The organism is Streptomyces lacrimifluminis, assembly GCF_014646095.1.
Classification (GTDB): domain Bacteria; phylum Actinomycetota; class Actinomycetes; order Streptomycetales; family Streptomycetaceae; genus Streptomyces; species Streptomyces lacrimifluminis.
On the sequence record NZ_BMMU01000021.1, the window covers coordinates 104,533 to 128,285 of the forward strand.

The following is a 23,753-nucleotide window of genomic DNA, read 5'->3' on the forward strand; positions in this document are numbered from 1 at the left end:
TTCGCCGACCCGGGGGTGAGGTACGGACGCGGCAGAGCGGACGTGCGCGGGCTCGCCCCGCGGTCTCTCGGCCGCCGCTGTCCCCGACTCCGCGACGAACGGCGGGGGCGGAGCCGGGGCCGCTGCCGGTGGGGTGATCTTGGGGCGGCTCGGTGGTGGTGCGCGCGGTGCCGGCAGGTGGTGACCGCAGACTCCGGGGAGGTCGGATCGTCGTCGCCGACGCGGCCCGTCGGCGACGGGAACGGAGTCGCCTGTGCCCGGGTTGCGCAGATCGCCGAGGTTGTTCATGTGGTCACCGAGAGGTCTCGTGGTCGTCCTGCTCGTGGGGGGCTGCTGTGTGGGGGTCCTCGGGACAGGGGAGGAGGACGCTCGTACGGCGGGGCCGGGGACGGGTGCGTCCGTCGGTTCCGGGGAGTACGCGGGTGGGCGGGAAGGGGCGGGCTTCGAACCGCTGTGGGTGGATCCCCGGTCGCCCGCGGCGCGGCAGGCCGCCGAGTGGCGGCTCGCGGGGCGGGACGAGGACGCCGAGCTGATGGACCGTATCGCGAGCCGTCCCCAGGCCGCGTGGGTGACCGGGGAGAGTCCCCGGGCCGAGGTCCAGACGGTCACCATGGCCGCGGCACGCGACGGGCGGACGGCCGTGCTGGTGGCGTACGACATCCCGGGCCGGGACTGCGGACAGTACTCCGGCGGCGGTGCCCTGGGCGGGCTGGACTACCGCACCTGGGTGGACGGGTTCGCGGCGGGCCTCGGGGACCGGGGTGCCTATGTGATCGTCGAACCGGACGCCGTCGCCCAGGTGGTCGCGGGCTGCGCACAGGTCGACGCGGAGGAGCGGTACGCGCTGCTCGCCTACGCCGTCGAGCGCATCAAACGGCAGCCGCACGCGCGCGTGTACCTCGACGCGGGCAACTCCGGCTGGATCCCGCAGCCGGCGCGGCTGGTCGAGGCGTTGCGGTCGGCGGGGGTGGGACAGGCCGACGGGTTCGCCCTGAACGTCTCCAACTTCCAGACCGACCAGGACAGTTCGGTCTACGGCGACACCCTGTCGAGGGCTCTCGGCGGCAAGCACTACGTCGTGGACACCAGCCGCAACGGCAACGGTCCCTACAGCGGTACCGACACCGGGATCGGTGCGGACGCGGAGTCGTGGTGCAATCCACCGGGACGGGCCCTGGGGACACCGCCCACGACGGTCACCGGCCGTCCGCGGCTCGACGCCCAGCTGTGGATCAAACGGCCGGGCGAGTCCGACGGCACCTGCCGGGGCGGTCCGCCGGCCGGGCAGTGGTGGTCGTCGTACGCCCTCGAACTCGCCCGCAACGCACGGTCGTGAGCCTGGGCCGAGCCTGCGGGGCCCCGGGGCGCGCTACGGCTGCCAGACGTACCGCACGTCAGGCTCCCGCTCCTCGTTTCCGCCGCCGTCCGTGTACTCGACGGCGGTGAAGCCGTGGCGTTCGTAGAAACGATGGGCGGGCTTGTTGACCTGGAAGGTCCACAGGGTCAGTCCGCCAGGGCCGCGCCCCTTCGCGAGAGCGAGGAAAAGGTCACCGATGCCATGGCCACGCCAGTCCGGGAGCAGGTACAGCTGCGACACCTCGTCACCGGCGAGCACCATCACTCCGACGATCCCGTCCGCGGACGACGCCTCCGCGACCCAGGTCTCGCGGTGCGGCACCACCACGTCCCGGAAGTAGTCGCGGACCTCGTCGTCGGACCGTGGCCAGGCGACGGTCGGCAGGGCGGCGGCTCTGGACCGCAGCAGTACGTCGGCCGCGGCACCGGCATCGTCGGCCGTGGCACGGCGAAGGGTGATTTCAGGGCTGGGGGACGAGGGAGTCACGAGGGAGTCACAAGGGTGGAGCCTGTCAGAGGTGCCGTGCCGAACGCACCTGGATCCGGCGGAGTTCCAGCGCGCCCGGCAGGCTCCTCCGACCTCGCCTCCGGTTCCGAACCCGCCTTCGGCTCCGGTTCCGGGACGGCAGCCGTCGCCGTGATCTCCACCAACTGCCCCGGGTAGCCGAGGCAGGCCACCCCGATCAGGGTCGAAGAATGAGGTCCGGTGGACAGGCCGGACGCCTCCACGACCTCCCAGACGGCGGACAGAACCCCGGGCTCGCCGCTCACGACATACACGTCGGTCGTCAGGACATGTGCGAAGTCGCTGTCCACCGCCCGGAGTTGCTCGCCCAGATTGGCGATCACCTGTTGCGCCTGTCGTACGGGATCGCCCACGCCGACGATCCTCCCCTCCGCGTCCAGTGGCACGGAGCCCGCGAGAAACGCGAGACGCGTGCCCGCCTCGACGACGCTGGCGTGGGAGTACGTGGGCGGCGGGAACAGGCCGGGGACAGTGACGCGCTTGAGCATGGGGGCTCCTGGAGTGCGGGGCGAAGGCGGGACGGCGGAACGAGCGGCGGACCCATGGGGGCGCCCGCAGGGCAACCTGCCGATCATGCGGAGTGCCGGGTGGCGTGCGCACCCGATTTTCCGTCGGGGCGCGTTGTTGTTGCCGTGCAGCGGTCGCTGTTCGCCCTCGGCCCCTCCTGTCCGCGGCCTGTCTGTGTGTCCGCCCCTCAGGTTTCCCGGCTGCCGCGGTGGTGTGTCAGTCGCGGCGTGAAGGGGACGACCGGCCGTACAGGCCCGTCAGTCGCCAGCCGTCGTCGCGGGCGACCTGCTCGAAGATCTGGATCTTCCGTGCGAGTCCCTCCGGGTCGCCGATGTCGCACCAGCGGCCCGCGACCGCCTCGGCCCACTCCTCCTCCCCTCTCACCAACGGCCATCCGCGCACGGCGAGATGCAGTGCGATCGTCGACCGCGCGTAGTACCGGACGGCGTTCGGTTCGTCGCGGGTACGGGCGTACTCCTCGGCCTCCCGCAGCCGCAGCCGCCCGTCGACGGCACCGGCGACGAGCAGCGGGACCGTGGCACCGGCTGCGCACGCCTTCGGATCCGCGACCAGGAACGTCAACTCGCCCTCGCTCTCCGTGACTTCGTACCGGGGCAGATATGACAGCCGGGCGAGCCCGAGCGCGTGCTTCCACGACGTCACCCACAGGCCCCGGTTGAGGTAGTAGCGGACGCTCCGCTGCCAGGTCCAGTACGTGTCGAGGCGGAAGCCGTGCAGGCCCTCGGCGCGGCACGCCTCGTACACCGTGTCCAGTGCCGACGAGGCCAGGCCGCGCCGCCGGGCGACGGGATGGACGTACAGTGACGAGACCCGCAGCGAACCCACGCCGCTCGGCCAGGTGTCCACGGCGACGGTCCCGAGCGGTCCCCTCGGCCGACCGTCTTCCCTGTCCTCGGCGGGGTCCCGGATCCAGTACCTCCTGCAGTGGTCGTCCTCGTGCTCGTACTCCCGCCCGGCCGCCCCCAGCCGGAGGCGCAACCGCTTCTCGTGCGAGGCCGTGATCGAGTCCGGGTCGGCGCACGCGCCGAGGGCGCCCTCGGCGAGTGAGGCCAGGTCCCAGCGTGCGAACCGCTGTCCTTCGGCGGGCCCCACCGGGCACAGGCCGGGGCACGCCGACAGCCGTTCGTGCACGCGCAGGGCGAGATCGTCTTTCATGGCCGGAGCGTAGGGACGGGAGTGGTGCGCCTGTCCGGCTCAGGAGGGGATCTCACCTGGGTGTTCACCTTGGCGATGGACCCGCCTATTGGTCGCGCGTTTGCCTCTCGCACTCCTGTTCCAGTGGCGGATACGCCTCGGCGATGGCCGCGCGGATCCGTCGGCGGAGCAGGTCCGTGGCCTCGGCCCGTGCGGAGTCCCGCTCGCCTCCCGGCAGACCGTCCAGCAGTTGGTCGTAGTGGTTCATCCGGTGCCGCAGATAGTCGACCTTCCAAGGGGCGAGAGAGGCGCGGCCGGCACGGCCCGTGTCCTGTACGGAGTTGGCGTCGGTCAGCTCGATCGGCCCGCCGGCCGCCGCCTCGCGGCGCGCCCGGTGTTCCACCGCCCGCAGGGCCAGCTTGCGCGGGTCCAGGCGCGGAACCTCGATCGGCTCGGTCCTGATCCGCTCCAGGACCTCCGACCGCCGACGCCGGACGGCGTTCCGCACCGCAACCGACCGTCGCGCCGAGGATTCCGCCACCCTCCGGTACTCGTCGGTCCGCTCGGCCGCCGTGACCCGCTCGACGCGGTACAGCCGGACCTGGGGCGCCGTCCTGAGCCGCGGATTGACTCTGAGGCGGTCAGGTGTCCCGAGCAGCCGGTGCACCATCCCGCCGGTCCACCCACGAGCCCGCAGCCCCGCCGAGGAGACGTACCGCTGCCCGTCCTCCTCATAGCCCTCATAGTCCTCGGAACCCTGACGGTCCTGAGGCTCCCGACTGTCCTCGTAGCTCTGATCACTGGCATGGCAGTCCATGGCTACCTCCCCGCAGTTCGGTCGTCACTCTCTGTGACGACACCCCCTATTGAAGCGCCCACCACTGACAACCGCCCGAGCCGCCCTGGGGCAGGGAGCCGAACGGTTCGCTCTCGGGAGGTCAGCACAGGACCGAGTCCCGTTGCCGGCCATGCCCGCAGGTTCCGTCAGGAGGGCTCGAAGCTCTCGGTGCCAGTCGCCACCGTTGTCCGACAGCCGGTCCACCGGACCGCCCTTCCGTTCATAAAGAAAGCGGGTTTCCCGCCGACCGTCACATCCCCGAAATGCTTGCGGCCCCTCTCCTCCACCGACCCGATCTACGCTGGACACCACAGCCCGGCCGACGTCGCCCGAAGGCATCGCACCCCCGCCCTCGCCCGACAGGAGCCCTGTGTCACGCCCCAGCAGCACGCGCCCGCGCCTCGCCCTGCCGCCCTGGCTCGCCCACGCGCTGCGCGCCCAGCGAGGGCCCGTTCCCTGGAACGCGGTCGTCCGGGGTGCGCTGGCCGCCGGGCCGTTGCTGCTGGCCGGAGTGCTGGCCGACCGCACCTCCCTCGGCGTCGTCGCCGCGCTCGGTGCCATGCTCGCCGGGATCAACGACCGGCCGGGCAGCCGGCGTTCCTCCGTCAGGCGGCTCGGCGTGCCCGCGTCGGCCGGGGCTGTCGGTCTGGTCGTCGGGACGTACGCCGGACAGCAGTTCGCCGCCGTGCCGCTGACCCTTCTCCTCACCGCCCTCGGGCTCCTGGCGGGCGGGATGAGTGCCATCGGGCCCGTCGCGTCCGGCGCCGGTACACAACTGCTCGTCGCCGCCGCCATCGGGGCCGGGATGCCGTTGCCCGAGCCGGGCTGGCAGCGGGCCCTGTTCTTCGTCGCGGGCGCCGGCTGGCTGCTCGCCCTGCGGCTCGCGCTGCCCACCCCCGGTGCCGGCGCCGGTGACTTCCGCTTCGACGGGGAACGTGCCGCTGTCGCCGCCGTGTACGACGCCGTCGCAGACCTCCTCGACGCCGCCGGTACGGACGAGGCAGGCGCCCGGCGCGTCGCCCTCACCGCCGCGCTCGACCACGCCCAGGACGCCCTCGGCGGACCCCGGCTGCGCCAGTACGCCAGCTCCGCGGACGAGCGACGGCTGCGCACCCAGTACGCCGCCGCGCTGCCCCTCGCCGAGGCCGCGACCGCCCTCGCCTGGACCGGGGACGCCCTCCACGCGCGCGTGGCGCAAGGGCCCCGGCGTCTCGCCGCCGCCGTACGGACCAACACCCACACCGGGCCGCTGCCCGCCCCGGCCCGCTCCGCGCCCGGGCTGCGCGCCCTCGACGACGCGCTGCTGCACGCCGCCGACGCCTTCGACCGGGGCGGCGACACACACGACCTGCACACCCGGCGCCGTACCGTCGCCGCCCTGCTCCGTACGGCCGTCGACTCCGGTGGACGCGAGTACGGGCTGCGGGTGGCGCTCTGCTTCGGGGCCGGTTCGGCCGTCGCGCAGACGACGCACCACGCCCACTGGTACTGGATTCCGGCCACCGCCGTCTTCCTGGTCAAGCCCGACCTGGGGCCGCTCGTCTCGCGCGTCCTGTGCCGGGCGGCGGGGACCGTCCTCGGGGCCGTTGTCTTCGCCGGGTTCGCGGCCGTGCTGCCCCGGCCCGAGGGGCTCGTCGCGCTCGTGGCCGTGAGCGGCGCGCTGATCCCGGTCGCCACCCGGCACTTCGCCGCCCAGACCGCCGTCGTCACGGTGCTGGTGCTCGCCCTCGTGATGGTGGGCGGCGAACCCCAGGCGTCCTGGAGCCGGATCCTCGAGACACTGGTCGCCTGTGCCCTCGTCCTCATCGTCGGACATCTGCCGATGCCCGGTCAGCGCGGCGGAGGCGTACGGGCGCGGCTGGCGCGGGCCGCCGAGGCCGCGCAGGCGTACCTCCAGCATGTGCTGAGCGGCTCGGACGACCGGCACGCGCGCTGGATGCTGCGCCGCGAGGCCTATCGCGCGCTCGCCGAGGCCCGTACGGCCATCGCGCACTCGGCGGCCGAACTGCCCGCGCTGGCCCGGCACACCGAGGGGACGGAGGAAGTCGCCGCCACCCTCGAACGACTTGTCGACACGACGACAGCCTGTGCCGTGCACCTGGACGACACCGGACGCCTCAGTCGCCGGCACACCGAACACCTCACCGAACTTCTGGACGAACTCGCCGAGCGGCGTGAGCGCGCCGGGCTGCGCCTGCGCGTACCGGGAGCGGGGGAGAGGCCCCTCGCGGGCTGAGGGCGGGTCCGCGCCGGCCGCGTCAGCCGATGCGTACCCATACCGGCGCGTGGTCCGAGCCCGGTGCGCCTCGTCGGGCCTCCGGGTCCGGGCCGACCGACGGGAGGGCGGGCGCCGAGTTTCCCGGCAGGCCCGTGCCCGCCTCCACCGTGCGGTGCACCAGGCGGTGGCTCAGGAGGACGTGGTCGATGAGTTCGCGGCGTCCCGAGTTGATCCGCGAGTAGCGCTGTTCGGCCGGAATGAGCGGGGCCACGTCCCACAGACGCGTCGCGTCACCTTTGTCGTCGTGGTCGTAGCCGGGCGTGCCGATCTCCGAGCCGGGCGGGCCGAGCAGGATCTGGGTGGTCGCCGCCTGCACCCCGTCGTTCAGGTCGCCCAGGACCAGCACGTCCCGCGTGCGGCCCTCACCGGCCAGCAGATCGACCGCGAGAGCCCGCAGCGCGGTCGCCTCGGCGGTGCGCCGGTACAGGGCGTACGCGCCGAAGCGGGCCCGTTCACCCTCGTCGAGCGGGTGGAAACGGCCGTTCGGATACGACAGCAGCTTCGACTTCAGATGGGCGACGGCCGCCCGCAACGGCCCGCCCCCGGTGTCCGCCTCCACCGCCAGGAAACCGCGACCCGCCACGGAGACCTCCAGGCCCGAGTCGTCCACCTGCACCGGAACCAGCTTCGCCGGGAAGGCGTTCGTGTCGGCGAGCACCTCGAACGGCAGGCGGCCGAGGAAACCGACCCGGATGCCCCGGCTGTCCGGGAACCGCGAGGTCGCGACGCTCCAGCCGCTGCCCAGCAGGTCGACCAGATCGTGCAGCGCCTCGGTGTCGCCGACCTCCTGGACGGCGAGCAGCGTCGGGTCGAGCTCCGTGATCACGGCGGCGAGGGCGGCGAGTTTCGCCTCGTACGCCGCGTCGTCCTTCGGCCCGGACGGGCCGCCCGGGCGGTAGAGGTTCTCCAGGTTCCAGGTGGCGACGAGCATGCCGGCTCCCCCTCAAAGTCCCAGCAGGTTCCGCGAGTTCCAGCGGTGACGCGTCCAGCGTGCCCGCGCCGCCATCCCGGCGACAGGGCTGCGCCGGGATGCGCGGTCCACGTCGCGCACGGGCACGACCGCGCCGTACGGTGGCCGCATGACGCCTTCTCCCGCTGCTCCCGCGGATCTCGGCATCACCGGCTGCACCGCCCTCCTCCACACCGACGCCGGCGAAGGGATCGAGTTCGCCGAGGACGCCTCGATCGCCGTACGGGGAGGGGCCACCGAGGCGATCGGGGTGGGCGTCGAGCTCCCGGACGCCGTGGAACCCATCGACGCGCGCGGGCGGTGGACTCGGCGAGTGGATCGGCGGCCTGGCACCGGGCCGGAAGGCCGACATCATCCTCGTCGATCTCACCGGGCCGCACACCCAGCCCGTGCACGACCTCGCCGCCACCCTCGTCCACAGCGCCCGCTCCTCGGACGTCCGGACGACGATCGTCGACGGCCGCGTCCTCATGCGCGACCGGGAACTGCTGACCCTCGATGTACCGGAGATCGTCCGGGAGCTGGGGGAGCGGCTGCCCGCGCTCGTCGACCGGAGCCACGGCAGGCGGATCCAGGAGTACGACGCCTGAAGTCCTTCCGCCGGCGCCGATGAGTTTCGCGTGCCCCACCGGTCCACCCCTGAGAACGGACTGTTCCACAACGGGGCATGGAGGGGCGATGACACTTCCGCGGATCGTTTCGCGCGACGAGTGGCGGGCGGCACGCGAGGCGTTGCTGGTCAAGGAGGAGGTCGTCACGCGCGCGCGTGACGCGCTGGGCGCCGAGCGGCGTGAGCTGCCCATGGTCGAGGTCGACGCGGAGTACGTGTTCGAGGGCGGCGACGGCAAGGCGACCCTGCTCGACCTCTTCGGGGGCCGCCGCGGGCTCGTGGTCCACCACTTCATGTTCGACCCCGAGTGGGAGGCGGGCTGCCCCGGCTGCTCGGAGTTCCTCGACCACGTGGGTCACCTGGCGCACCTGTGGGCACGCGACACCTCGTTCGCGGTCGTGTCCCGGGCCCCGTACACGCGGATCCTGTCGTTCAAGGCACGGATGGGGTGGACGGTGCCGTGGTACTCGTCGCACGGCACCGACTTCGACCGCGACTTCCCGGTGCTGCCCGAGAGCGCGGAGGAGGTCGTCGAGCGGTCCGGGGTGAGCTGCTTCCTGCGGGACCGTGACCAGGTCTTCCACACGTACTCGGCGTACGGACGTGGCCTCGACGGCCTCGGCTCGGCCACCAGCTTCCTGGACCTCATGCCCCTGGGAGCGCCCGGGGACAGCGAACGCGTGCGCCATCACGACGCGTACGAGTACTGATACGGGCAGCGACAAAGAGGGCGTAGTGGGGGTAACGGGATGAGGTGATCCTCACATCCGGCGGTGAACGAGTGTCAACTGCGTCTCAGTACGGTCACCGGGCGAGGCCCTTTCCCCATGATGAGCGTTTATCTCTATGAGATCAGCGCTACATGGAGGTGCAGGGTGAACGGGCGAAAGGTGCTCGAACGCTTTCCCGCCGGCGGGCCCCGTGGTTCCTGGCCCGCGGAGGAGTTCGCGCAGGCGCGGCGCCTGGAGGGTCAGGCCGCCGAGGTCGTCATGGACCTCGCGACGGACACGTTCCTCGTGATCGTGCGGGGCGGAGTCATGGCGGAGTGAAGCGGTCGCCGGGCCCGAACGAAGGGGTTCAGGCGCTGATCGGCCTCGACCACGTCGGAATGGTCCCCGTCACCTGACAGAGGGCGAGGTAGAGGGGTATCGGCGGGGTGTACGGGAGGGTGTCGTGCGGGCGGTGCAGAAGAGCTGGGAGGCGCGGGGCGCCGAGGACCACCGCTCCCGTGGAGTAGTGCGCCGGGGTCGGCCACTCCAGGGCGTAGTCGGAGTCGGCGGGGACGAGCCACCACCAGTGACCCGCGTCCGCGTACACACAGCCCACGCGCGGGAGCCGGGGCAGTATCTGAGGGCCGAAGCGGGCGGGCACCGCCACCGCGTCGCAGCCCAGGGGAGCGGTCATGCCGCCCGGTATCGGAAGACGCAGGGGAGTTTCCGGACGGGGCGGACTGTGCAGGTGGCGATTCACGCGCACCAGCGTGTCCATGCTGATCACCCGGCCCCCGGTGGACGAACCCCTTACACCCATTCGGCCTCTGTCCCCGTCCCCGTTGTCGCGTGCCCCTGAAACCGGTGGCGCCCGTGATGCCCGTGGTGCGCCTGAGTGTCGTCGGCGGGCTCCGGTTCCGGGTCGCCGCCCGTGCCGGGGCGGGGCGGTGGCGCGCCCCAGCCGAGGTCGCCGCGGACCGCTGTGCCGTCGTGGGCGTCGGCGCCCGTGTCGGCCGCCCGGGCGAGTTCCGCCCAGACCAGCAGGCCGGGGCCGTGCTCCTGGGCGCCCCAGGCCCTGCACATGGCCTCGACGAGGAGCAGCCCCCTCCCCTGCTCGTCATCGGGGCGCTGCGGCGACTGATGGGGCACGCCGGGCGCGCAGCCCTCGTCACGCACGGCTATCCGGACCAGGTCGGCGCCGTCGTGCAGCTCGCAGACTATGTGGCTGCTCGCGGTGTGCACGATGGCGTTGGTGACCAGCTCGGTGACGACCAGGGCCGCCGTGTCACAGGTGTCCTCGCAGACCGACCAGCCCGTGAGCCGGGCACGCGTCAGGCGGCGGGCCTGCGCGGGCGAGCCCGGATGGGCGGCCAGCTCGAAGCGGAACCGGCGCTCGGCCGCCGTACCAGGTCGCAGCGGGGCTGCGGACCCGGGACCGGAGCGGTCCGCGGCGGCGTCTGTTCCTAAGGGCGGGGACGGAATCACGCTTGCCACTATCTCCCCGCCGTGAACACTTGGCAAGTGTCACTCTGAAAAATGCAGAGTGCGGTGTGACGGAGTGGAACGGCGTGGCACACTGCTCGCAACAGCACTCGGAGCGGCGCCAGTTGGGACTTTCGGCAGGTTTTCGAATAAACCTTCGAATAGATTCCCGGTGGCGCCGCCGGGCTGTCAGGACTTCTCATCGGCGTATGCCGATGCTCGATGGAGGTGGAGCGTGAGCGAACCGCGGTCCGCGCCGACGGTCGGACAGGTCGTCCTCGGCCGGCGCCTGCTGGACCTGCGGGAGCGTGCGGGCCTGCGGCGCGAGGAGGCCGCGCGCATCCTCCGGGTCGCCCCCGCCACCGTCCGCCGTATGGAGATGGCCGAGGTCGCGCTCAAGATCCCGTACCTCCAGCTCCTCCTGAAGTCGTACGGCGTCTCGGACGAGGAGGCCGAGGCGTTCGTCAAGCTGGCCGAGGACGCCAATCTGCCCGGGTGGTGGCAGCGGTTCCACGACGTGCTGCCCGGCTGGTTCTCCATGCACGTCAGCCTGGAGGGCGCGGCGAGCCTCATCCGCCAGTACGAGCCCCACTTCGTCCCCGGACTGCTGCAGACCGAGGGATACGCGGTCGGTGTCCTGAAATCGGGCGCCATCGGCCAGACCAGACCCGAGGACATCGAACGCCATGTCGCACTGCGCATGGAACGCCAGGGACTGCTCACCCGGGACGACGCGCCCCGGCTGTGGGTCGTGATGGACGAGACCGTTCTGCGCCGCCCGGTGGGTGGCCCGGAGGTGATGCGTGCGCAGATCGACAGACTGCTCGAAGCCGCGGACCTGCCCAATGTGACGATCCAGGTCGCCCCCTTCTCGGCGGGGCCGCACCCGGGCACGTACGGGCCGTTCGTACTGTTCCGTTTCGCCGTGCCGGAACTCCCGGACATGGTCTACAGCGAGTACCTGACCGGCGCCATCTATCTGGATTCGCGCACCGAGGTGGCCACCCACCTGGAGGTCATGGACCGCATGGCGGCTCAGTCCGCTACAGCACATCGCACGAAGGAGATCCTCCGGGATCTCCGCAAGGAGCTCTGAATCTCTGCATGGATCGCATGACGTCCAAGGCCCGGATACGCCACGAGCGAATCAATGAGCTGACCACTGAACGGGTCACCGAGCGGGCCGGTATCTACAACGGCATGCCCGCCGGTGAACTGGGCAGCGAGGGCTGGCACAAGCCGTGGAGCGGCGGCAACGGCGGCAACTGCCTGGAGGCGATGAAGCTCGCCGACGGCCGGATCGCCGTGCGCCAGTCCACCGACCCCGACGGTCCGGCGCTGATCTACACCACGGCCGAGATGCTCGCCTTCATCGAGGGCGCCAAGGCCGGGGAGGCGGACTTCCTGCTCTCCTGAGGTCCGGTTCCGGCCGTTCGATGGCGCCGGTTCCGTTGTGTTCAGTCAATTCCCTTATTTTGGTGCTCAGTTGATCGCTTGCCAAGCCGGAGATCGAAGAGGCTCACGGAGTTCGCCATGACCGGGCAGCACCCCATCGAGATGGACACAGGCAAGCCTCATCCCGCGCGAATGGACGACTGGTATTAGGGCGGCAAGGACAACTACCCGGTCGACGAGGCGATCGGCCGCCGGGTGCTCGCCCTCGACCCGCGGGTCTCGGTGAGGTCGGCGAGCCCGACGACGAGCGCGCCGAGCAGCGCGACCCCGACGGCCAGACGTCCGGCGAGCCGCCGCTCGGCGGGCCTGGCGGTGACCGACGCGACCCGCTGCAACCCCCAGGCGAGCCCGGACAGCAGTACACCGGTGACCATGAGAACGGGCACGAAGACGTATGTACGTTCGGCAGGCTCGTCCAGCCAGCGCAACCGCCCGGCGCCCTGCCGTACCGGCGCCTCCCGCAGCCGGGCCAGGACGTCCTGCTGTCTCCGGCCGCTCTCGCGCACCTGGTCCTGGGTCTCGCGCACCTGCTCCTCGATCCGCGAGAGCCGCCCGATCAGCGTGATCCCTAGCAGCATCACCTCGACGACGAGGAGCAGCACCCCGCACAGGACGGCCCGCTGCCACTGCCACCGGTAGAGACAGACGACGACGTAGGTGCCCGCCCCGGCGGCGGCCAGCCATCCGAATACGTATGCGATGCGCCTCATCGTTCGTCCTCCGTCCCCGCCTCGTCCCCGGTGCGTGCGTCCCCAGCGCGTACGTCGCCGGTGGCGCCGTCGACCGTGAGCCGCGTGCCCGGCGGGAACCGGTTCACGGCGTCCGTCGCGCCCACGACCGCGGGCAGCCCGAACTCCCTTGCCAGCACGGCGAGGTGGGACAGCGGGCTGCCGGTCTGCGCGACCAGAGCGGTGAGCCCGGGCAGCAGTGGGGCGAGGGCGGGATCGAGGGTGCGGACGACGAGTACCGCGTCCGGCGGCGTGGTGCCGGTGCCCTCCCAGACGATTCCGGCGGCCCGTCCGCCGGACACGCCCCGGCCGCCGTCGCCCACGGGACCGGTGCTTCGCTCGGCGACCACGGTTCCGTCAACGGCGACCCGGAAGGCGTCCGGCAGCGGGGCGGACACGGGCAGCGGCTGTCTCTCCCGCACGTCCGCGGGCAGCGGCCCCCCCTCCAGCGCGGTCATGAACTCCGGCCACCGCAGCAGCCCGACCCGGGCACCGTCATCCAGCCCTCCGCGCACGACCAGCCTGCGTGCCCCCTCCCGCACGAGCCGCACCTGCAACTCCTGCACCCACCGGACACGGAGCCGGAGCGCCTCCCGAGTCGGGAGCACGGGCGCGGTGGCGCCGGGCCTGTCGACGGGATGCCGGGACGGGCGTACGACGGTGACCGCCGCCGGACGCCCGTGTTCGTCCGGGCCGGGACGGTGACCCGCGCCCGTGTTCGTCCGTGCCGTCCGCACCGCCCTCCTGTGCCGGTGCCGCCGCCGATGCCGGCAGCCGGATCCGTCCGCGCAGGCTCGGTGCCGTCAGGGCCAGGACCACCGGCTCGGCGATCACGACGCGCCCGTCCGGCAGCCCCTGGGCGCGGGCGTCCGTGAGCGCGGTGAGGGCGGCGCCGGCTGCCGTACGGCTGTTCGCCGGGCTCTCGTGCAGCAGCGCACCGGCCAGCGCCTCCTGGGCGTGCAGGCGACCAGCGTCGTACGCGTCCAGCGCAGTGTGGACGTCAGTCCCGCCGACGGAATGTCGGCGGGCGGCGGGGTCTCGGCCAGGCGGCGGTCGACGTCCGCCACGAGGTCGACGGCGAGCCCGGGCAGCGCCGAGGTCAGCCGTCCCGTCCGCCAGGCCGCGGCGAGCCTGCGTCCGCCCTGCGCCGGGTTGAGCAGCGCGAGCCAGCGGGGCCGGGGCGGGGCGGCGCCGAGCAGCAGCAGGTCCGCGGCGGCCCGTCCGCCTACCGCCGTGACCACGGGCACGGTACGCAGCCGGCGCCGGGGCGCGGTGCCGCCGATGTCGAGCGCGGCGGCGAGCCCACGGGCCATCGGGGTCACCCACAGATCTTCCTCCAGGGGCTCCAGCTGATCCGGCAGGCTCTCGGCGACCGGGCCGGGGCCCAGCAGCCGTGCTCCGCGTGGCGGCCGGGCGGCCATCGCGGTGATCGGCCGGCTCTGGAACAGCCACAGTCGTCCGTGGTCGTCGAACCCGAACTCGATGTCCTGCGGCCCGTCGAAGACCTCGCGGGCGCGCCGCGCGAGGCGGGCCAGCCGGCGCAGTTCGAACGGCCGAGGAGCGGCTCGGCGTCCGCCGGTTCCCTGCGCAGCATGCGCCCCCGCAGGCTCAACGAGTAGTCGATTCCGGCCTGTTCCCCACTGACCAGGCTGTCGGGGCCACCGCGCACCGCGCTCACCAGCATCCGGTCGGCGCGCCCTTCGACGGGATCGGCGCCGAACATCACCCCTCCCACGCGCGCGGTCAGCATCGGCTGGACCAGTACCGCCATCGGCGCGGCGGGCTCACCGGGCCGGTGCGCGGAGTCGAGCACGGTCCGTACCGCCGTACGGAAGTCGGCCCAGCCGCGGACGTCGAGCACGGATGCGAACCGACCCGCCAGGGAGGACTCCTGGGTGTCCTCCTGCGGCGAGGAGGAGCGGACGACGAGCGGGCGCTCGCCGCCGTCCGAGAGCGTGTCCCAGGCCTGGCGCAGCGCGGACCAGCCGCCGGACAGGCTGTCGTGCGGGTCGTCGGCCTCGGGGCCGGGGTGCGTGATGACGAATCCGGGCAGTACCGGCAGTCCGGCGCCTGCCGCGCGGGCGAGGTTCGCCGCCTTGGAGCCGGCGAGCAGGGGGAGTGCGGCGCCGGGCCGGTCCAGCCAGACGGCCTCCCGGCCGTGTGCCCCGACCGTTTCGCGGCCCTGTGCCGCGACCGCGTTCAGGACCGCACCGCCGCGGGGGTCGTCCCCGTCGCACGCGCCTTCTCCGGGACGTTCGTCGAGCGTCGTCATAGGACACCGTCCAGGACCGACCGCCAACAGGGGGGACGCCTAGGGTCGGCCCTGCGCCTGACGGCAGAACAAAGGATCGGTGGCGAGCCCGTGAGACCCGTCTCCTGCGCTCAATGATCCCACCGCCGGGCGAATTCCACCCGGCTGGAAGCCGCTTTCAGGCAAGCCCGTGAACAACGTCACCCAGCGCAACCGTGCGTTGGCCGTTCGCGTTGTCGGCGCCTCCCTCATCCCGGTGGAAGTGCCTGGCAGAGCGCCTCCAATGCCGCACCGTAGGCGTGCTCGGAGGGCGCCGCGTACCCCACGACGAGCCCGTCGAGCGCGATCGAACCCTGGTCCTCATGCGGGGCCTTCTCCGGCTCGTGGAGCTCTGGGTGCCGGAATTCCGGATGCCGGAACTCCGTGAGCCCGTCGAGGGCGATTCCCCGCCAGGCCGCCGCCTTCACCGCCGACCGTTCCGTCCCGGGCGGCAGTCGCAGCACCGCGTGCAGACCGGCCGCGACCCCGGTGACCTCGACATGCGGCGCGTGCGCGGCGAGGGCGGCCACCAGCCGGTCACGGCGGCGCCGGTACCGCTGCCGCATCCGCCGCACATGACGGTCGTACGACCCCGACCCGAGGAAGTCGGCGAGCGCCAGCTGATCGAGCGCACTCGCCCACCCCTCCCGCTCGCCCTTCAACGCGAGTACGGGCTCCACGTACCGCTCCGGAAGGACCATCCAGCCCAGCCGCAGCGCGGGGGACAGGCTCTTGCTGACCGAGCCGAGGTGGATCACCCGCTCGGGGTCCAGCCCCTGTACGGCGCCCACGGGCCGACGGTCGTATCGGAACTCCCCGTCGTAGTCGTCCTCCAGGATCAGCCCGCCACGCGCGCGTGCCCAGTCGATCACGGCGGCACGTCGCTCGGGGTGCAGGGGACCGCCGGTCGGGAACTGGTGCGCGGGCGTGAGCAGGACGGCCCGCTCCCGGTCGAGCAGACCGACCCGGGCGCCGTCCTCGTCGAGGGGCAGCGGCACGGTCCGTACCCCGGCCGCGGTCAACAGGTCCCGGTGGAAGCCGAGTCCGTACGCCTCGACGGCCAGCGGTCCGCGCAGTACGGCGTCCGTGCTCCCGCCGCCGCTCGTGCCGCCGAAGAGGAGCCGCAGGGCGTGCGCGAAGCCCGAACAGATGACGATGCGCGCGGGCTCGGTACGTACACCACGCGCGCGTGCCAAGTACTCCGCGAGTGCCTCCCGCAGCTCGACCCGGCCGGCCGGATCACCGGGCCCGAACGCCTCGTTCGGCGCCTGCTGGAGCGCCCGCCGGTACGAGGCCAGCCAGGCGGAACGCGGGAACTCCGACGCGTCCGGCTTGCCCTGGCGCAGGTCGTGTCGTGGTCCACGCGCGCGTGGAGGTGCCTTTACCGGGACCCGGGAAGCCGTTCTGACGGGCTCGGCTCGCTCGGCGACCCGGGTGCCCGAACCCTGGCGGGCGGTCAGCCAGCCCTCGGCGACGAGTTCGGCGTACGCGTCGGCAACCGTGTTGCGGGCCACGCCGAGGTCGGCGGCGAGGGAACGGTACGGCGGCAACAGGGTGCCGGGCACGAGCCGGCCGCTGCGGACGGCGTCCCGCAGGGCACGGGTCAGGGCGGCCCGTCGGCCACCGGGCCCCGACAGCTCCAGATGCAGGTCGGCGCCGATGCCCTCCGCGGAATTGACCCATGTTTCTGCCATAGAAATGAACCATACCGCCGGTCTTTCCGGACCGTAGATTCATGGTCATGACGACGAACACGAACACCGAGAACCTCACGACCGCCCACCTCGACAAGGCCGCGGAAACCCCCCGCCTGAACCTCGCGAAAACGGCCCCCAAGGTCTTCCGCGCCCTCGTCGGCTTCGACGCGGCGGCCCGCGAGGGACTCGACCCGGCGCTGGTCGAACTGATCCAGATCCGCTCCTCGCACCTCAACCACTGCGCGTACTGCCTCCACATGCACACGAACGACGCGCGCAAGGCGGGCGAGAGCGAGGACCGGCTGCACCTGGTCGCGGTGTGGCGCGAGGCCCGCCACTTCTACACCCAGAGGGAACAGGCGGCGCTGGCTCTCACGGAGGCGGTCACCCTGGTCGCCGACGCCGGCGTCCCGGACGACGTCTACGCCGAGGCCGCGGCCCAGTTCGACGAGCGGGAACTGGCCCACGTCCTGTCCCTGATCCTCGCGATCAACACCTGGAACCGGGTGGCCCTGGCGACCCGCAAGACGGCGGGCACGGACGAGCGCTGACCCGCGCTCGGCACGGGCGCGGGGGCGGGCGCGGGAACGGGCAGTCAGACGGTCATCGGCCGATCGAACGGCCCTATGGGCGCCGGCAACTGCGTGGCACCCGTCAGCCGACGGTCCACGGCAGCCGCCACCGCCCGCCCCTCCGCGATCGCCCACACGATCAGCGACTGCCCGCGGGCCGCGTCCCCGGCGGCGTACACCCCCGGGACGTTCGTCGCGAAGTCCGCGTCACGGGCGATCGTGCCGCGCGGGTCGAGGGCGAGCCCGAGCTGGTTGATCAGGCCGTCCTCCTGGCCGGGCCCCGAGAAGCCGAGGGCGAGCAGCACGAGGTCGGCGGGGAGCGTCCGCCCGGATCCGGGCATCGGCCGGCGCTCCGCGTCCACCTCTACGAGGTGCAACGCCCGTACATGCCCGTCCGTGTCGCCCGAGAAGTGGAGCGTGGACGCCGCGAAGAGCCGTGCGTCGGCGTCGGCCGCGGGCGCCGACTCCAGGTCACGGGCCTCCTCGTGCGCGGCCGACAGCCGGTAGATCTTCGGGTACGTCGGCCAGGGATCGACGTCCTCGTCGCGCTCAGCACCCGGCTGGGCGTAGATGTCCAACTGGGTGACGGAGACGGCCCCTTCACGTACCGCGGTGCCCAGACAGTCGGCCCCCGTGTCGCCGCCGCCGACGATGACGACGTGCTTCCCGGCGGCGGACATCGGGGACGCCTCCAGATCCCCCTGACACACCCGGTTGGCCAGCGGCAGATACTCCATCGCCTGATGTACGCCGGTCAACTCCCGCCCGGGAAGCGGCAGTTCGCGCCAGGCTGTGGCTCCCACGGCCAGTACCACAGCGTCGTAACGCGACCGCAGCTCGGCGGCCCCGACATCCCGTCCGACGGCGGTCGACGTACGGAACTTGGTTCCCTCCGCCCGCATCTGCTCGATACGCCGCTCCAGATGGTGCTTCTCCATCTTGAAGCCGGGGATGCCGTACCGCATCAGCCCGCCGAGCCGGTCGTCCTTCTCGTACACGGCCACGGTGTGTCCGGCCCGCGTCAGCTGCTGGGCGGCGGCGAGCCCGGTGGGCCCCGACCCGATCACCGCGACCGTACGCCCCGACAGCCGGTCCGGCGGTCTCGGCGGTGCGAAGCCCTCGGACCAGGCCCGGTCGGCGATGGCCACCTCGACGTTCTTGATGGTCACCGCGGGCTGGTTGATGGCCAGCACACAGCCCGCCTCGCACGGCGCCGGGCACAACCTCCCGGTGAACTCGGGGAAGTTGTTCGTGGCGTGCAGCCGGTCGCTGGCCGCGCGCCAGTCGTCCCGGGAGACCAGGTCGTTCCACTCGGGGATCAGGTTCCCCAGCGGACAGGCCTCGTGGCAGAACGGGACACCGCAGTCCATACAGCGACCGGCCTGCTTGCCGACGATGGGGAGCAGCGCCCCCGGGACATACACCTCGTCCCAGTCACGGACCCGCTCCTCGACGGGCCTGCGCGGCCAGTTCTGGCGTGCTGTGGTGAGAAAACCCTTGGGATCGCCCATGACCGTGTCCTCGCCGTCTTCCCTGCGTACGCATGACGGGGCCGTGCGTCATCGGGCGGCACTCTCCTTCGGCCACGATACGACTCATCGACCAGGCACGCCGAACGGGACGGCGGCTCAGGCGACGGCCAGGACGTACAGCACGGAGGCGGCGCCCGAGGCGACCGTGCGTATGTGGTTCCACAGGGTCCACTCGCGCACGTACACGGGCCAGTACGCGGCGGCCTCCGCCGTCCCCGGCTCCAGCTTCGCCAGCGCGTTGTTGCGCGGTACGTTCGCGCCCATGGTGAGTCCGAACGAGCCGAACAGGTACAGCGCACTGCCCACCAGCAGTTCCACCGCACCCTCGTCCGGCCACACCACGAACGTGACCACGACGGTCACCAGACACAGGGCGGCCGACCCGACGAACACGAGCATGAAGGGCGGATTCACCGCGGTGACGTTGATCGCCCGCATCGCGGCGACCCCCTGCGCGGGCGGCAGCGCGGCGAGCCCCCTCATCACGAACGTCGAGAACCCGCAGAAGACCCCGGCCACCAGCCCGGTACCGAGCACACCCAGCACCACGAGTACGAAGTACGCCCCATCGATCATGCCGACTCCCCGCTCGCTGCTCATCCGTCCCCACCAGTGAACCTCCTGCCACTGACAACGCCCATGGCCGAGCGACGCGGCGCCATACGCGAGCGTCCACGGGGTGCCACCAGGCGACGGGGGCACCGCCCCGCTCACACCGACGCGGCCCCGGCGTCGTCCCTCGCTTCCGCTCCCGCTCCCGCCGCTGTCCCCGCCCCCGATCTCGTCGCCGGCTCCGTCCCCCATTCCCGCAGCCTCGTCTCGACGGCCCCGGCGATCCGCCGCCGGGCCTCGTGCCGCGCGACCCCGCTCATCAGCAACTGGTCGTACGACGTGTCCACATGCCGTACCGCCGCCACGACCGCCGAGATCACCGCCTTCTCGGACAACGCCCGCCCCGCCGCACTCCGCCCCACACGCCCACTGCCACGCACTGAGGCGTGCGCGGCGATCTCCTCGGCCCGATCGGCCGGGCACCCGGGAAGCAGCCGGTGGATCTCGCGCGCGAACGCCTCCGTGAACCGCAGATCCTCCGTGTCCCGCCGCCGCGCGTCCCGCATCCGGCGCCGCCGCCGCGCCTCGGCGTCCGCCAGGCACCGTTCCTCGGCCCGGGCGAGGCCCGCCTCCTCGACCAGAACGCCCTGCCGCTCGTACCGCCCCTGCCGTCGGTTGAACCGCACAACCACCGCCGACAGCCCGCTCTCCTCCCGCGACCTGCGCGTCAACGCGGTGTCGCCCCTGGGCAGAAACACCAGATGCCCGAGATCGGCACAGTCAAGACACCGAGGCGCCCCTTCCTCCAGCACGAGCAGCGTCAACGGCCCCCGCCGGCACTCGGCACAGTGCCGCCGCCTGAGCGGCTGCACGACGAGCGGTCCGGCGTGGAGCGGGGGAGTCGCGCGACCTGTCACAGGTGCTTGATTCCCATCGGTGAGCAGGAATCCCCGGACAGGCACCACCTCCTCGAAACCGCCCGCACGGGAGCGACACCTACCTCTCCCCACTCCTCCCCCGGCCCGGTCCTCGCCCCCGACGGCCACCCGGCATCATGGGCCGTGTGCGACTGGAACCGATCACCTGGGACCGGCTCGGCGACCTCCTCGCCGAACGTGTGCTCGACCTGAAGGCGGACGACGGCAGCCTCTGGCCACGCATCGCCTTCGACGGAGCCCCGGCGGCCCGCCCGGGAGACCTCGCCGAACGTGTGGCCGAGGCGCTGCGCGTCCGAGGCCGGCCCGCGTTCGCCATCGGCACATCCGGCTTCCTGCGCCCCGCCTCCCTCCGGCTGGAGTACGGCCATGAGGACGTGGACGCCTACTACGGCGGCTGGTTCGACACCGGCGCCCTCTGGCGCGAGGTCTTCGGCCCCCTCGAACCAGGCGGCGACGGCCGCGTCCTGCCCGACCTCCGCGACCCGCTCACCGACCGTTCCACCCGCAGTCCTTACGTCCAACTCCCGCCCGGCGGCCTCCTGCTGCTGCACGGCCCCTTCCTGCTGCGCCACTGGTTCCCGTTCGACCTGTCCGTCCACGTCCTCCTCTCCCCGGCCGCCCTGCGTCGGCGTACCCCCGAGGCCGAGCACTGGACCCTCCCCGCCTTCGGGCGCTACGAGAGCGAGACGGACCCCGCCACCACGGCCGACGTCCTGGTACGCGCCGACGACCCGCGTCACCCGGCGTGGAACGGCTGACCCGGCCCCGGGCGCGGCGCCCGGAATACGCGGACTTCCGGGTGCGCATCCTCGGGAGCCCGGCGAGAATGTAGGGCGCCGGGACTAGCGGTGCCCTCCGTGCCGCGCCGGCCGTCCGGCACCGGGAGGTACTTCATGACCACCGCCGGAGACATCATGCATCGCGGCGCCCAGTGGATTCCCGCCCACGAGACACTCGATCGGGCCGCCCAGATGATGCGCGAGCTCAACGTGGGCGCCCTGCCCATCAGCGACGAGAACGAACGCCTCTGCGGCATCCTCACGGACCGCGACATCGTCATCGGCTGTGTGGCCATGGGCCACGACCCGACGAGGGTCACCGCGGGCGAGATGGCCCAGGGCACCCCCCGCTGGATCGACGCGAGCGCCGATGTCAGCGAAGTTCTGGAGGAGATGAAGGGTCATCAGATCCGTCGGCTTCCGGTGATCGAGAACAAGCGTCTGGTCGGCATGATCAGCGAGGCCGATCTGGCACAGCACCTCACGGACGACCAGATCGGGTCCTGGGCCGAGAGCGTCTACGCCAGGACCACGATGCGCTGACCCACCGCCCCGTCGCCCCCCAGCCCCGTCACCCACCCTCGTCCGGCCACCGCGCCGGGCGAGGAGTGTGGCGGGGCCGGCCGCGTCAGAGCCAGCCGTTGCGCCGGAAGCTCCGGTACAGCGTCAGACAGACGACGGATATCAGGCCGATGACCAGCGGATAGCCGTACTGCCAACGCAACTCGGGCATGTGATCGAAGTTCATGCCGTAGACACCGCAGACCATGGTCGGTACGGCGATCATGGCTGCCCACGCCGTGATCCTGCGCATGTCCTCGTTCTGCGCCACCGTCACCTGCGCGAGGTGCGCCTGCAGGATCGAGTTGAGCAGCTCGTCGAACGCCGCGATCTGCTCCGTGGCCCGGATCTGATGGTCGGAGACGTCCCGGAAGTAGGCCTGTATCTCCGGGTCGATCACCCGTATCGGCCGCGTCGCCAGTTCCTGCAGTGGTCGGTGCAGCGGCGCCACGGCCCGCTTCAGCTCCAGGAGTTCACGCTTGAGCTGGTAGATCCGGCCCGGGTCGGCCCGCGCGCCGTTCGTCGCGAACACATCCGTCTCGACCTGGTCGATGTCCGCCTGTACCGCGTCCGTGACCCGCAAGTAGTCGTCGACCACGTGGTCCGCGATCGCGTGCAGCACGGCTGCCGGGCCCTTGGCGAGCTGCTGGGGGTCGGCTTCCAGACCCTCGCGCAGCGGGCCCAGTGAGCCGTGCCGTCCATGTCGTACCGTGATCACGAACTCCGGGCCGACGAAGACCATGATCTCGCCGGTGTTCACCACCTCGCTGGTCGCCGTCAGTTCGGTGTGCTCGACGTAGCAGACCGTCTTGAACACTGCGAACAGGGTTTCGCCGTACCACTCCAGTTTCGGGCGCTGGTGGGCGTCGACCGCGTCCTCGGCCGCGAGCGGGTGCAGGTCGAAGAGCTGGGCGATGCCCGCGAACTCCTGGTCCGTCGGCTCGTGGAGACCGAGCCAGACGAAGCCCTCGTCGCTCTTGCGGACCCGCCGTACGGCATCGACCAGATCCCGGCCGGCCGGGATGCGGACACCGTCCTCGTAGGCCACGCAGTTCACGACCGCGGAGCCCAGCGGCGACCGGGCGTGGTGACTCAGGTCGACCCGCGGGCGCCGCCGTGCCAGTCGTGCCACCTTGCGGAGGCCGCCGCCCCTGCCGAGGCCGGTGACCTTCCGCAGATTCCCTGCCATGGACATCTGGACCCCCTCGCGTGGATCTCCTCGTGCCGAACCGGCCGCACCGTGCGCCTGGCTCGCCAGTTTGCCAGCCCTTCGCGAACGCCGGAGGAGCCTGTGGGAACGGAAGGTTCCGCTTCGGTTTCGCCGGTCGGCGTGATCGTCGGACATCTCGTCGTGCGGGAGCGTCGACCCGGCCGAACAAAGCGGATGACTGGGATGATCTCGGCATGACGCGAACCGACGGGTATCTCCTCGACAACCGGCAGGCCGAGGCGGGACAACGCTTCGACGCCTGCGCCGCCCTTTTCGATCCCACGACCTTCCGGCACCTCGAAGGATTCGGCGTGGGACCCGGCTGGCGCTGCTGGGAGGTCGGTGTCGGCGGCACCTCGGTGGTCTCCTGGCTGGCCAAGAAGGTCGGCCCGACCGGGAAGGTCCTCGCGACCGACCTCGACACCTCGTGGGTGGCCTCGGCAGCCCGCCAGCCGGTCGAGGTACGCGTCCACGACGTCGGCGCCGACGAGCCGCCGGGGGAGGGGTTCGACCTGGTGCACGCCCGGCTCGTCCTTGTCCATGTGCCGGACCGGGAACGGGCGTTGCGCTCAATGGTCAAGTCGCTGCGTCCCGGCGGACGGCTCCTGGTCGAGGACGCCGACCCCGCTCTGCAACCCCTGCTCTGCCCCGACGAGCACGGCCCCGAGCAGCAGCTCGCCAACCGACTGCGCCACAGCTTCCGCCAGCTGCTCGCGGACAGCGGCGCCGACCTGGCGTACGGCCGCAGACTCCCGCGGCTGCTGCGCGAGGCGGGCCTGCGCAACGTACAGGCCGACGCGTACTTCCCCGTCACCTCGCCCGCCTGCGCCGCGCTGGAGTCCGCGACGATCCGTCAGATCCGGGAGCGGCTCGTCGCCGGGGGCCACGCCACGGACCACGACATCGACCGGCACCTGGCCAACGTCGCCGCCGGGGGGATGGACCTGGCCACGGCACCGATGATCTCCGCCTGGGGACGCAAGGGGTAGCCGACGGTGACGGCAGGC

At 72.2% G+C, this 23,753-nt stretch carries 24 protein-coding genes and 5 pseudogenes; 12 read left to right on the forward strand and 17 right to left on the reverse strand.

Features of this window, described 5'->3' with window-relative positions:
* Positions 1-286: 286 nt before the first annotated feature.
* Positions 287-1,336, forward strand: a complete 1,050-nt coding sequence (locus IEY89_RS27560; protein ID WP_189150206.1) for a glycoside hydrolase family 6 protein — start codon at positions 287-289, stop codon at positions 1,334-1,336.
* 33 nt (positions 1,337-1,369) lie between these two features.
* On the opposite strand, the gene IEY89_RS27565 is transcribed toward IEY89_RS27560, so the two are convergent.
* The 4 genes and pseudogenes from IEY89_RS27565 to IEY89_RS27580 form a co-directional block, all read right to left on the reverse strand.
* Positions 1,370-1,843, reverse strand: coding sequence for a GNAT family N-acetyltransferase (locus IEY89_RS27565; protein WP_189150207.1), 474 nt, complete (start codon positions 1,841-1,843; stop codon positions 1,370-1,372).
* 125 nt (positions 1,844-1,968) lie between these two features.
* Positions 1,969-2,370 (reverse strand): annotated as a pseudogene (locus tag IEY89_RS27570) (RidA family protein); the annotation flags it as partial.
* A 235-nt stretch (positions 2,371-2,605) separates the two neighbouring features.
* Positions 2,606-3,565, reverse strand: coding sequence for a GNAT family N-acetyltransferase (locus IEY89_RS27575; protein ID WP_189150208.1), 960 nt, complete (start codon positions 3,563-3,565; stop codon positions 2,606-2,608).
* Between the two features lie 85 nt (positions 3,566-3,650).
* Positions 3,651-4,361: a hypothetical protein gene (locus tag IEY89_RS27580; protein ID WP_189150209.1), complete on the reverse strand. Its 711-nt coding sequence runs from the start codon at positions 4,359-4,361 to the stop codon at positions 3,651-3,653.
* 391 nt (positions 4,362-4,752) lie between these two features.
* On the opposite strand from IEY89_RS27580, the gene IEY89_RS27585 reads away from it, so the two are divergent.
* Positions 4,753-6,618, forward strand: a complete 1,866-nt coding sequence (locus IEY89_RS27585) for an FUSC family protein (RefSeq protein WP_189150210.1) — start codon at positions 4,753-4,755, stop codon at positions 6,616-6,618.
* Between the two features lie 22 nt (positions 6,619-6,640).
* On the opposite strand, the gene IEY89_RS27590 is transcribed toward IEY89_RS27585, so the two are convergent.
* Positions 6,641-7,591: an endonuclease/exonuclease/phosphatase family protein gene (locus tag IEY89_RS27590; protein WP_189150211.1), complete on the reverse strand. Its 951-nt coding sequence runs from the start codon at positions 7,589-7,591 to the stop codon at positions 6,641-6,643.
* Positions 7,592-7,950: 359 nt separating this feature from the next.
* Here IEY89_RS27590 and IEY89_RS27595 point away from each other — a divergent pair.
* The 3 genes and pseudogenes from IEY89_RS27595 to IEY89_RS27605 all read left to right on the forward strand — a co-directional run.
* Positions 7,951-8,220: pseudogene (locus IEY89_RS27595) on the forward strand (amidohydrolase); the annotation flags it as partial.
* 88 nt (positions 8,221-8,308) lie between these two features.
* Entirely contained in the window at positions 8,309-8,950 is a 642-nt protein-coding gene (locus IEY89_RS27600) for a DUF899 domain-containing protein (protein ID WP_189150212.1), read from the forward strand.
* Positions 8,951-9,115: 165 nt separating this feature from the next.
* Positions 9,116-9,289: a DUF8839 family protein gene (locus tag IEY89_RS27605; protein ID WP_189150213.1), complete on the forward strand. Its 174-nt coding sequence runs from the start codon at positions 9,116-9,118 to the stop codon at positions 9,287-9,289.
* 28 nt (positions 9,290-9,317) lie between these two features.
* Here the strand turns inward: IEY89_RS27605 and IEY89_RS27610 are convergent, their stop codons facing one another.
* Together IEY89_RS27610 and IEY89_RS27615 are read right to left on the reverse strand one after the other, a co-directional pair.
* On the reverse strand, positions 9,318-9,770 hold the full coding sequence (locus tag IEY89_RS27610; RefSeq protein WP_189150214.1) for a hypothetical protein: 453 nt from the start codon (positions 9,768-9,770) through the stop codon (positions 9,318-9,320).
* Positions 9,761-10,444 carry an ATP-binding protein gene (locus IEY89_RS27615; RefSeq protein WP_229695438.1) on the reverse strand — a complete coding sequence of 228 codons (684 nt, stop codon included), beginning with the start codon at positions 10,442-10,444 and terminating at the stop codon, positions 9,761-9,763. The genes IEY89_RS27610 and IEY89_RS27615 overlap by 10 nt, the downstream gene beginning before the upstream one ends.
* A 223-nt stretch (positions 10,445-10,667) precedes the next feature.
* Here IEY89_RS27615 and IEY89_RS27620 point away from each other — a divergent pair, with 223 nt between their 5' ends.
* From IEY89_RS27620 to IEY89_RS40940, 3 genes and pseudogenes are all read left to right on the forward strand, one after another.
* A complete protein-coding gene (locus tag IEY89_RS27620) occupies positions 10,668-11,528 on the forward strand; it encodes a Sco1979 family transcriptional regulator (protein WP_189150215.1) in 861 nt (286 codons plus the stop codon).
* Positions 11,529-11,632: 104 nt separating this feature from the next.
* A complete protein-coding gene (locus tag IEY89_RS27625; protein WP_055525969.1) occupies positions 11,633-11,848 on the forward strand; it encodes a DUF397 domain-containing protein in 216 nt (71 codons plus the stop codon).
* A gap of 117 nt (positions 11,849-11,965) precedes the next feature.
* Positions 11,966-12,112 (forward strand): annotated as a pseudogene (locus tag IEY89_RS40940) (SAM-dependent methyltransferase); the annotation flags it as partial.
* Here IEY89_RS40940 and IEY89_RS27630 read toward each other — a convergent pair.
* From IEY89_RS27630 to pdxR, 6 genes and pseudogenes are all read right to left on the reverse strand, one after another.
* Positions 12,052-12,597: a hypothetical protein gene (locus IEY89_RS27630; protein ID WP_229695443.1), complete on the reverse strand. Its 546-nt coding sequence runs from the start codon at positions 12,595-12,597 to the stop codon at positions 12,052-12,054. The pseudogene IEY89_RS40940 and the gene IEY89_RS27630 sit on opposite strands and share 61 nt — an antisense overlap.
* Positions 12,594-13,352 carry a PEP-utilizing enzyme gene (locus IEY89_RS27635; protein WP_229695439.1) on the reverse strand — a complete coding sequence of 253 codons (759 nt, stop codon included), beginning with the start codon at positions 13,350-13,352 and terminating at the stop codon, positions 12,594-12,596. Before IEY89_RS27635 ends, IEY89_RS27630 begins: the two co-directional genes overlap by 4 nt.
* A gap of 93 nt (positions 13,353-13,445) precedes the next feature.
* A complete protein-coding gene (locus IEY89_RS40945; protein WP_229695440.1) occupies positions 13,446-13,937 on the reverse strand; it encodes a hypothetical protein in 492 nt (163 codons plus the stop codon).
* Positions 13,938-14,087: 150 nt separating this feature from the next.
* Positions 14,088-14,159: pseudogene (locus tag IEY89_RS41995) on the reverse strand (hypothetical protein); the annotation flags it as partial.
* A 149-nt stretch (positions 14,160-14,308) separates the two neighbouring features.
* Positions 14,309-14,887 (reverse strand): annotated as a pseudogene (locus tag IEY89_RS42000) (PEP/pyruvate-binding domain-containing protein); the annotation flags it as partial.
* A 227-nt stretch (positions 14,888-15,114) separates the two neighbouring features.
* On the reverse strand, positions 15,115-16,599 hold the full coding sequence (pdxR, locus tag IEY89_RS27645; RefSeq protein ID WP_189150217.1) for a MocR-like pyridoxine biosynthesis transcription factor PdxR: 1,485 nt from the start codon (positions 16,597-16,599) through the stop codon (positions 15,115-15,117).
* 47 nt (positions 16,600-16,646) lie between these two features.
* On the opposite strand from pdxR, the gene IEY89_RS27650 reads away from it, so the two are divergent.
* The gene (locus tag IEY89_RS27650; protein WP_189150218.1) at positions 16,647-17,153 is read left to right on the forward strand and encodes a carboxymuconolactone decarboxylase family protein; all 507 of its coding nucleotides are present in this window, start codon (positions 16,647-16,649) and stop codon (positions 17,151-17,153) included.
* 44 nt (positions 17,154-17,197) lie between these two features.
* Here IEY89_RS27650 and IEY89_RS27655 read toward each other — a convergent pair whose 3' ends face one another.
* The 3 genes from IEY89_RS27655 to IEY89_RS27665 form a co-directional block, all read right to left on the reverse strand.
* A complete protein-coding gene (locus IEY89_RS27655) occupies positions 17,198-18,685 on the reverse strand; it encodes a glutamate synthase subunit beta (RefSeq protein WP_189150219.1) in 1,488 nt (495 codons plus the stop codon).
* Positions 18,686-18,802: 117 nt separating this feature from the next.
* Positions 18,803-19,282 (reverse strand): anthrone oxygenase family protein, encoded by a 480-nt coding sequence (locus IEY89_RS27660; protein WP_189150220.1) that lies wholly within the window; start codon positions 19,280-19,282, stop codon positions 18,803-18,805.
* Between the two features lie 134 nt (positions 19,283-19,416).
* Positions 19,417-20,175: a DUF2293 domain-containing protein gene (locus IEY89_RS27665; protein ID WP_189150221.1), complete on the reverse strand. Its 759-nt coding sequence runs from the start codon at positions 20,173-20,175 to the stop codon at positions 19,417-19,419.
* A 137-nt stretch (positions 20,176-20,312) separates the two neighbouring features.
* Here IEY89_RS27665 and IEY89_RS27670 point away from each other — a divergent pair, with 137 nt between their 5' ends.
* Positions 20,313-20,954, forward strand: a complete 642-nt coding sequence (locus tag IEY89_RS27670) for a nucleoside/nucleotide kinase family protein (RefSeq protein WP_189150222.1) — start codon at positions 20,313-20,315, stop codon at positions 20,952-20,954.
* A gap of 135 nt (positions 20,955-21,089) precedes the next feature.
* Positions 21,090-21,518 carry a CBS domain-containing protein gene (locus tag IEY89_RS27675; protein ID WP_189150223.1) on the forward strand — a complete coding sequence of 143 codons (429 nt, stop codon included), beginning with the start codon at positions 21,090-21,092 and terminating at the stop codon, positions 21,516-21,518.
* An 85-nt stretch (positions 21,519-21,603) separates the two neighbouring features.
* On the opposite strand, the gene IEY89_RS27680 is transcribed toward IEY89_RS27675, so the two are convergent.
* The gene (locus tag IEY89_RS27680) at positions 21,604-22,731 is read right to left on the reverse strand and encodes a magnesium and cobalt transport protein CorA (RefSeq protein WP_189150224.1); all 1,128 of its coding nucleotides are present in this window, start codon (positions 22,729-22,731) and stop codon (positions 21,604-21,606) included.
* Between the two features lie 209 nt (positions 22,732-22,940).
* Here IEY89_RS27680 and IEY89_RS27685 point away from each other — a divergent pair, with 209 nt between their 5' ends.
* Positions 22,941-23,735, forward strand: a complete 795-nt coding sequence (locus IEY89_RS27685) for a methyltransferase domain-containing protein (RefSeq protein ID WP_189150225.1) — start codon at positions 22,941-22,943, stop codon at positions 23,733-23,735.
* Positions 23,736-23,753 lie beyond the last annotated feature (18 nt).

Coding starts and splice junctions, on each gene's coding strand:
- IEY89_RS27575 (WP_189150208.1), bottom strand. CDS start 3,565: ATGAAAGACGATCTCGCCCTGCGCGTGCACGAACGGCTGTCGGCGTGC.
- IEY89_RS27610 (WP_189150214.1), bottom strand. CDS start 9,770: ATGGGTGTAAGGGGTTCGTCCACCGGGGGCCGGGTGATCAGCATGGAC.
- IEY89_RS27625 (WP_055525969.1), top strand. CDS start 11,633: ATGCCCGCCGGTGAACTGGGCAGCGAGGGCTGGCACAAGCCGTGGAGC.
- IEY89_RS27600 (WP_189150212.1), top strand. CDS start 8,309: ATGACACTTCCGCGGATCGTTTCGCGCGACGAGTGGCGGGCGGCACGC.
- IEY89_RS27670 (WP_189150222.1), top strand. CDS start 20,313: ATGGGCCGTGTGCGACTGGAACCGATCACCTGGGACCGGCTCGGCGAC.
- IEY89_RS27590 (WP_189150211.1), bottom strand. CDS start 7,591: ATGCTCGTCGCCACCTGGAACCTGGAGAACCTCTACCGCCCGGGCGGC.
- pdxR (WP_189150217.1), bottom strand. CDS start 16,599: ATGGCAGAAACATGGGTCAATTCCGCGGAGGGCATCGGCGCCGACCTG.
- IEY89_RS27560 (WP_189150206.1), top strand. CDS start 287: ATGTGGTCACCGAGAGGTCTCGTGGTCGTCCTGCTCGTGGGGGGCTGC.
- IEY89_RS27650 (WP_189150218.1), top strand. CDS start 16,647: ATGACGACGAACACGAACACCGAGAACCTCACGACCGCCCACCTCGAC.
- IEY89_RS27660 (WP_189150220.1), bottom strand. CDS start 19,282: ATGATCGATGGGGCGTACTTCGTACTCGTGGTGCTGGGTGTGCTCGGT.
- IEY89_RS27675 (WP_189150223.1), top strand. CDS start 21,090: ATGACCACCGCCGGAGACATCATGCATCGCGGCGCCCAGTGGATTCCC.
- IEY89_RS27655 (WP_189150219.1), bottom strand. CDS start 18,685: ATGGGCGATCCCAAGGGTTTTCTCACCACAGCACGCCAGAACTGGCCG.
- IEY89_RS27630 (WP_229695443.1), bottom strand. CDS start 12,597: ATGAGGCGCATCGCATACGTATTCGGATGGCTGGCCGCCGCCGGGGCG.
- IEY89_RS27685 (WP_189150225.1), top strand. CDS start 22,941: ATGACGCGAACCGACGGGTATCTCCTCGACAACCGGCAGGCCGAGGCG.
- IEY89_RS27680 (WP_189150224.1), bottom strand. CDS start 22,731: ATGTCCATGGCAGGGAATCTGCGGAAGGTCACCGGCCTCGGCAGGGGC.
- IEY89_RS27580 (WP_189150209.1), bottom strand. CDS start 4,361: ATGGACTGCCATGCCAGTGATCAGAGCTACGAGGACAGTCGGGAGCCT.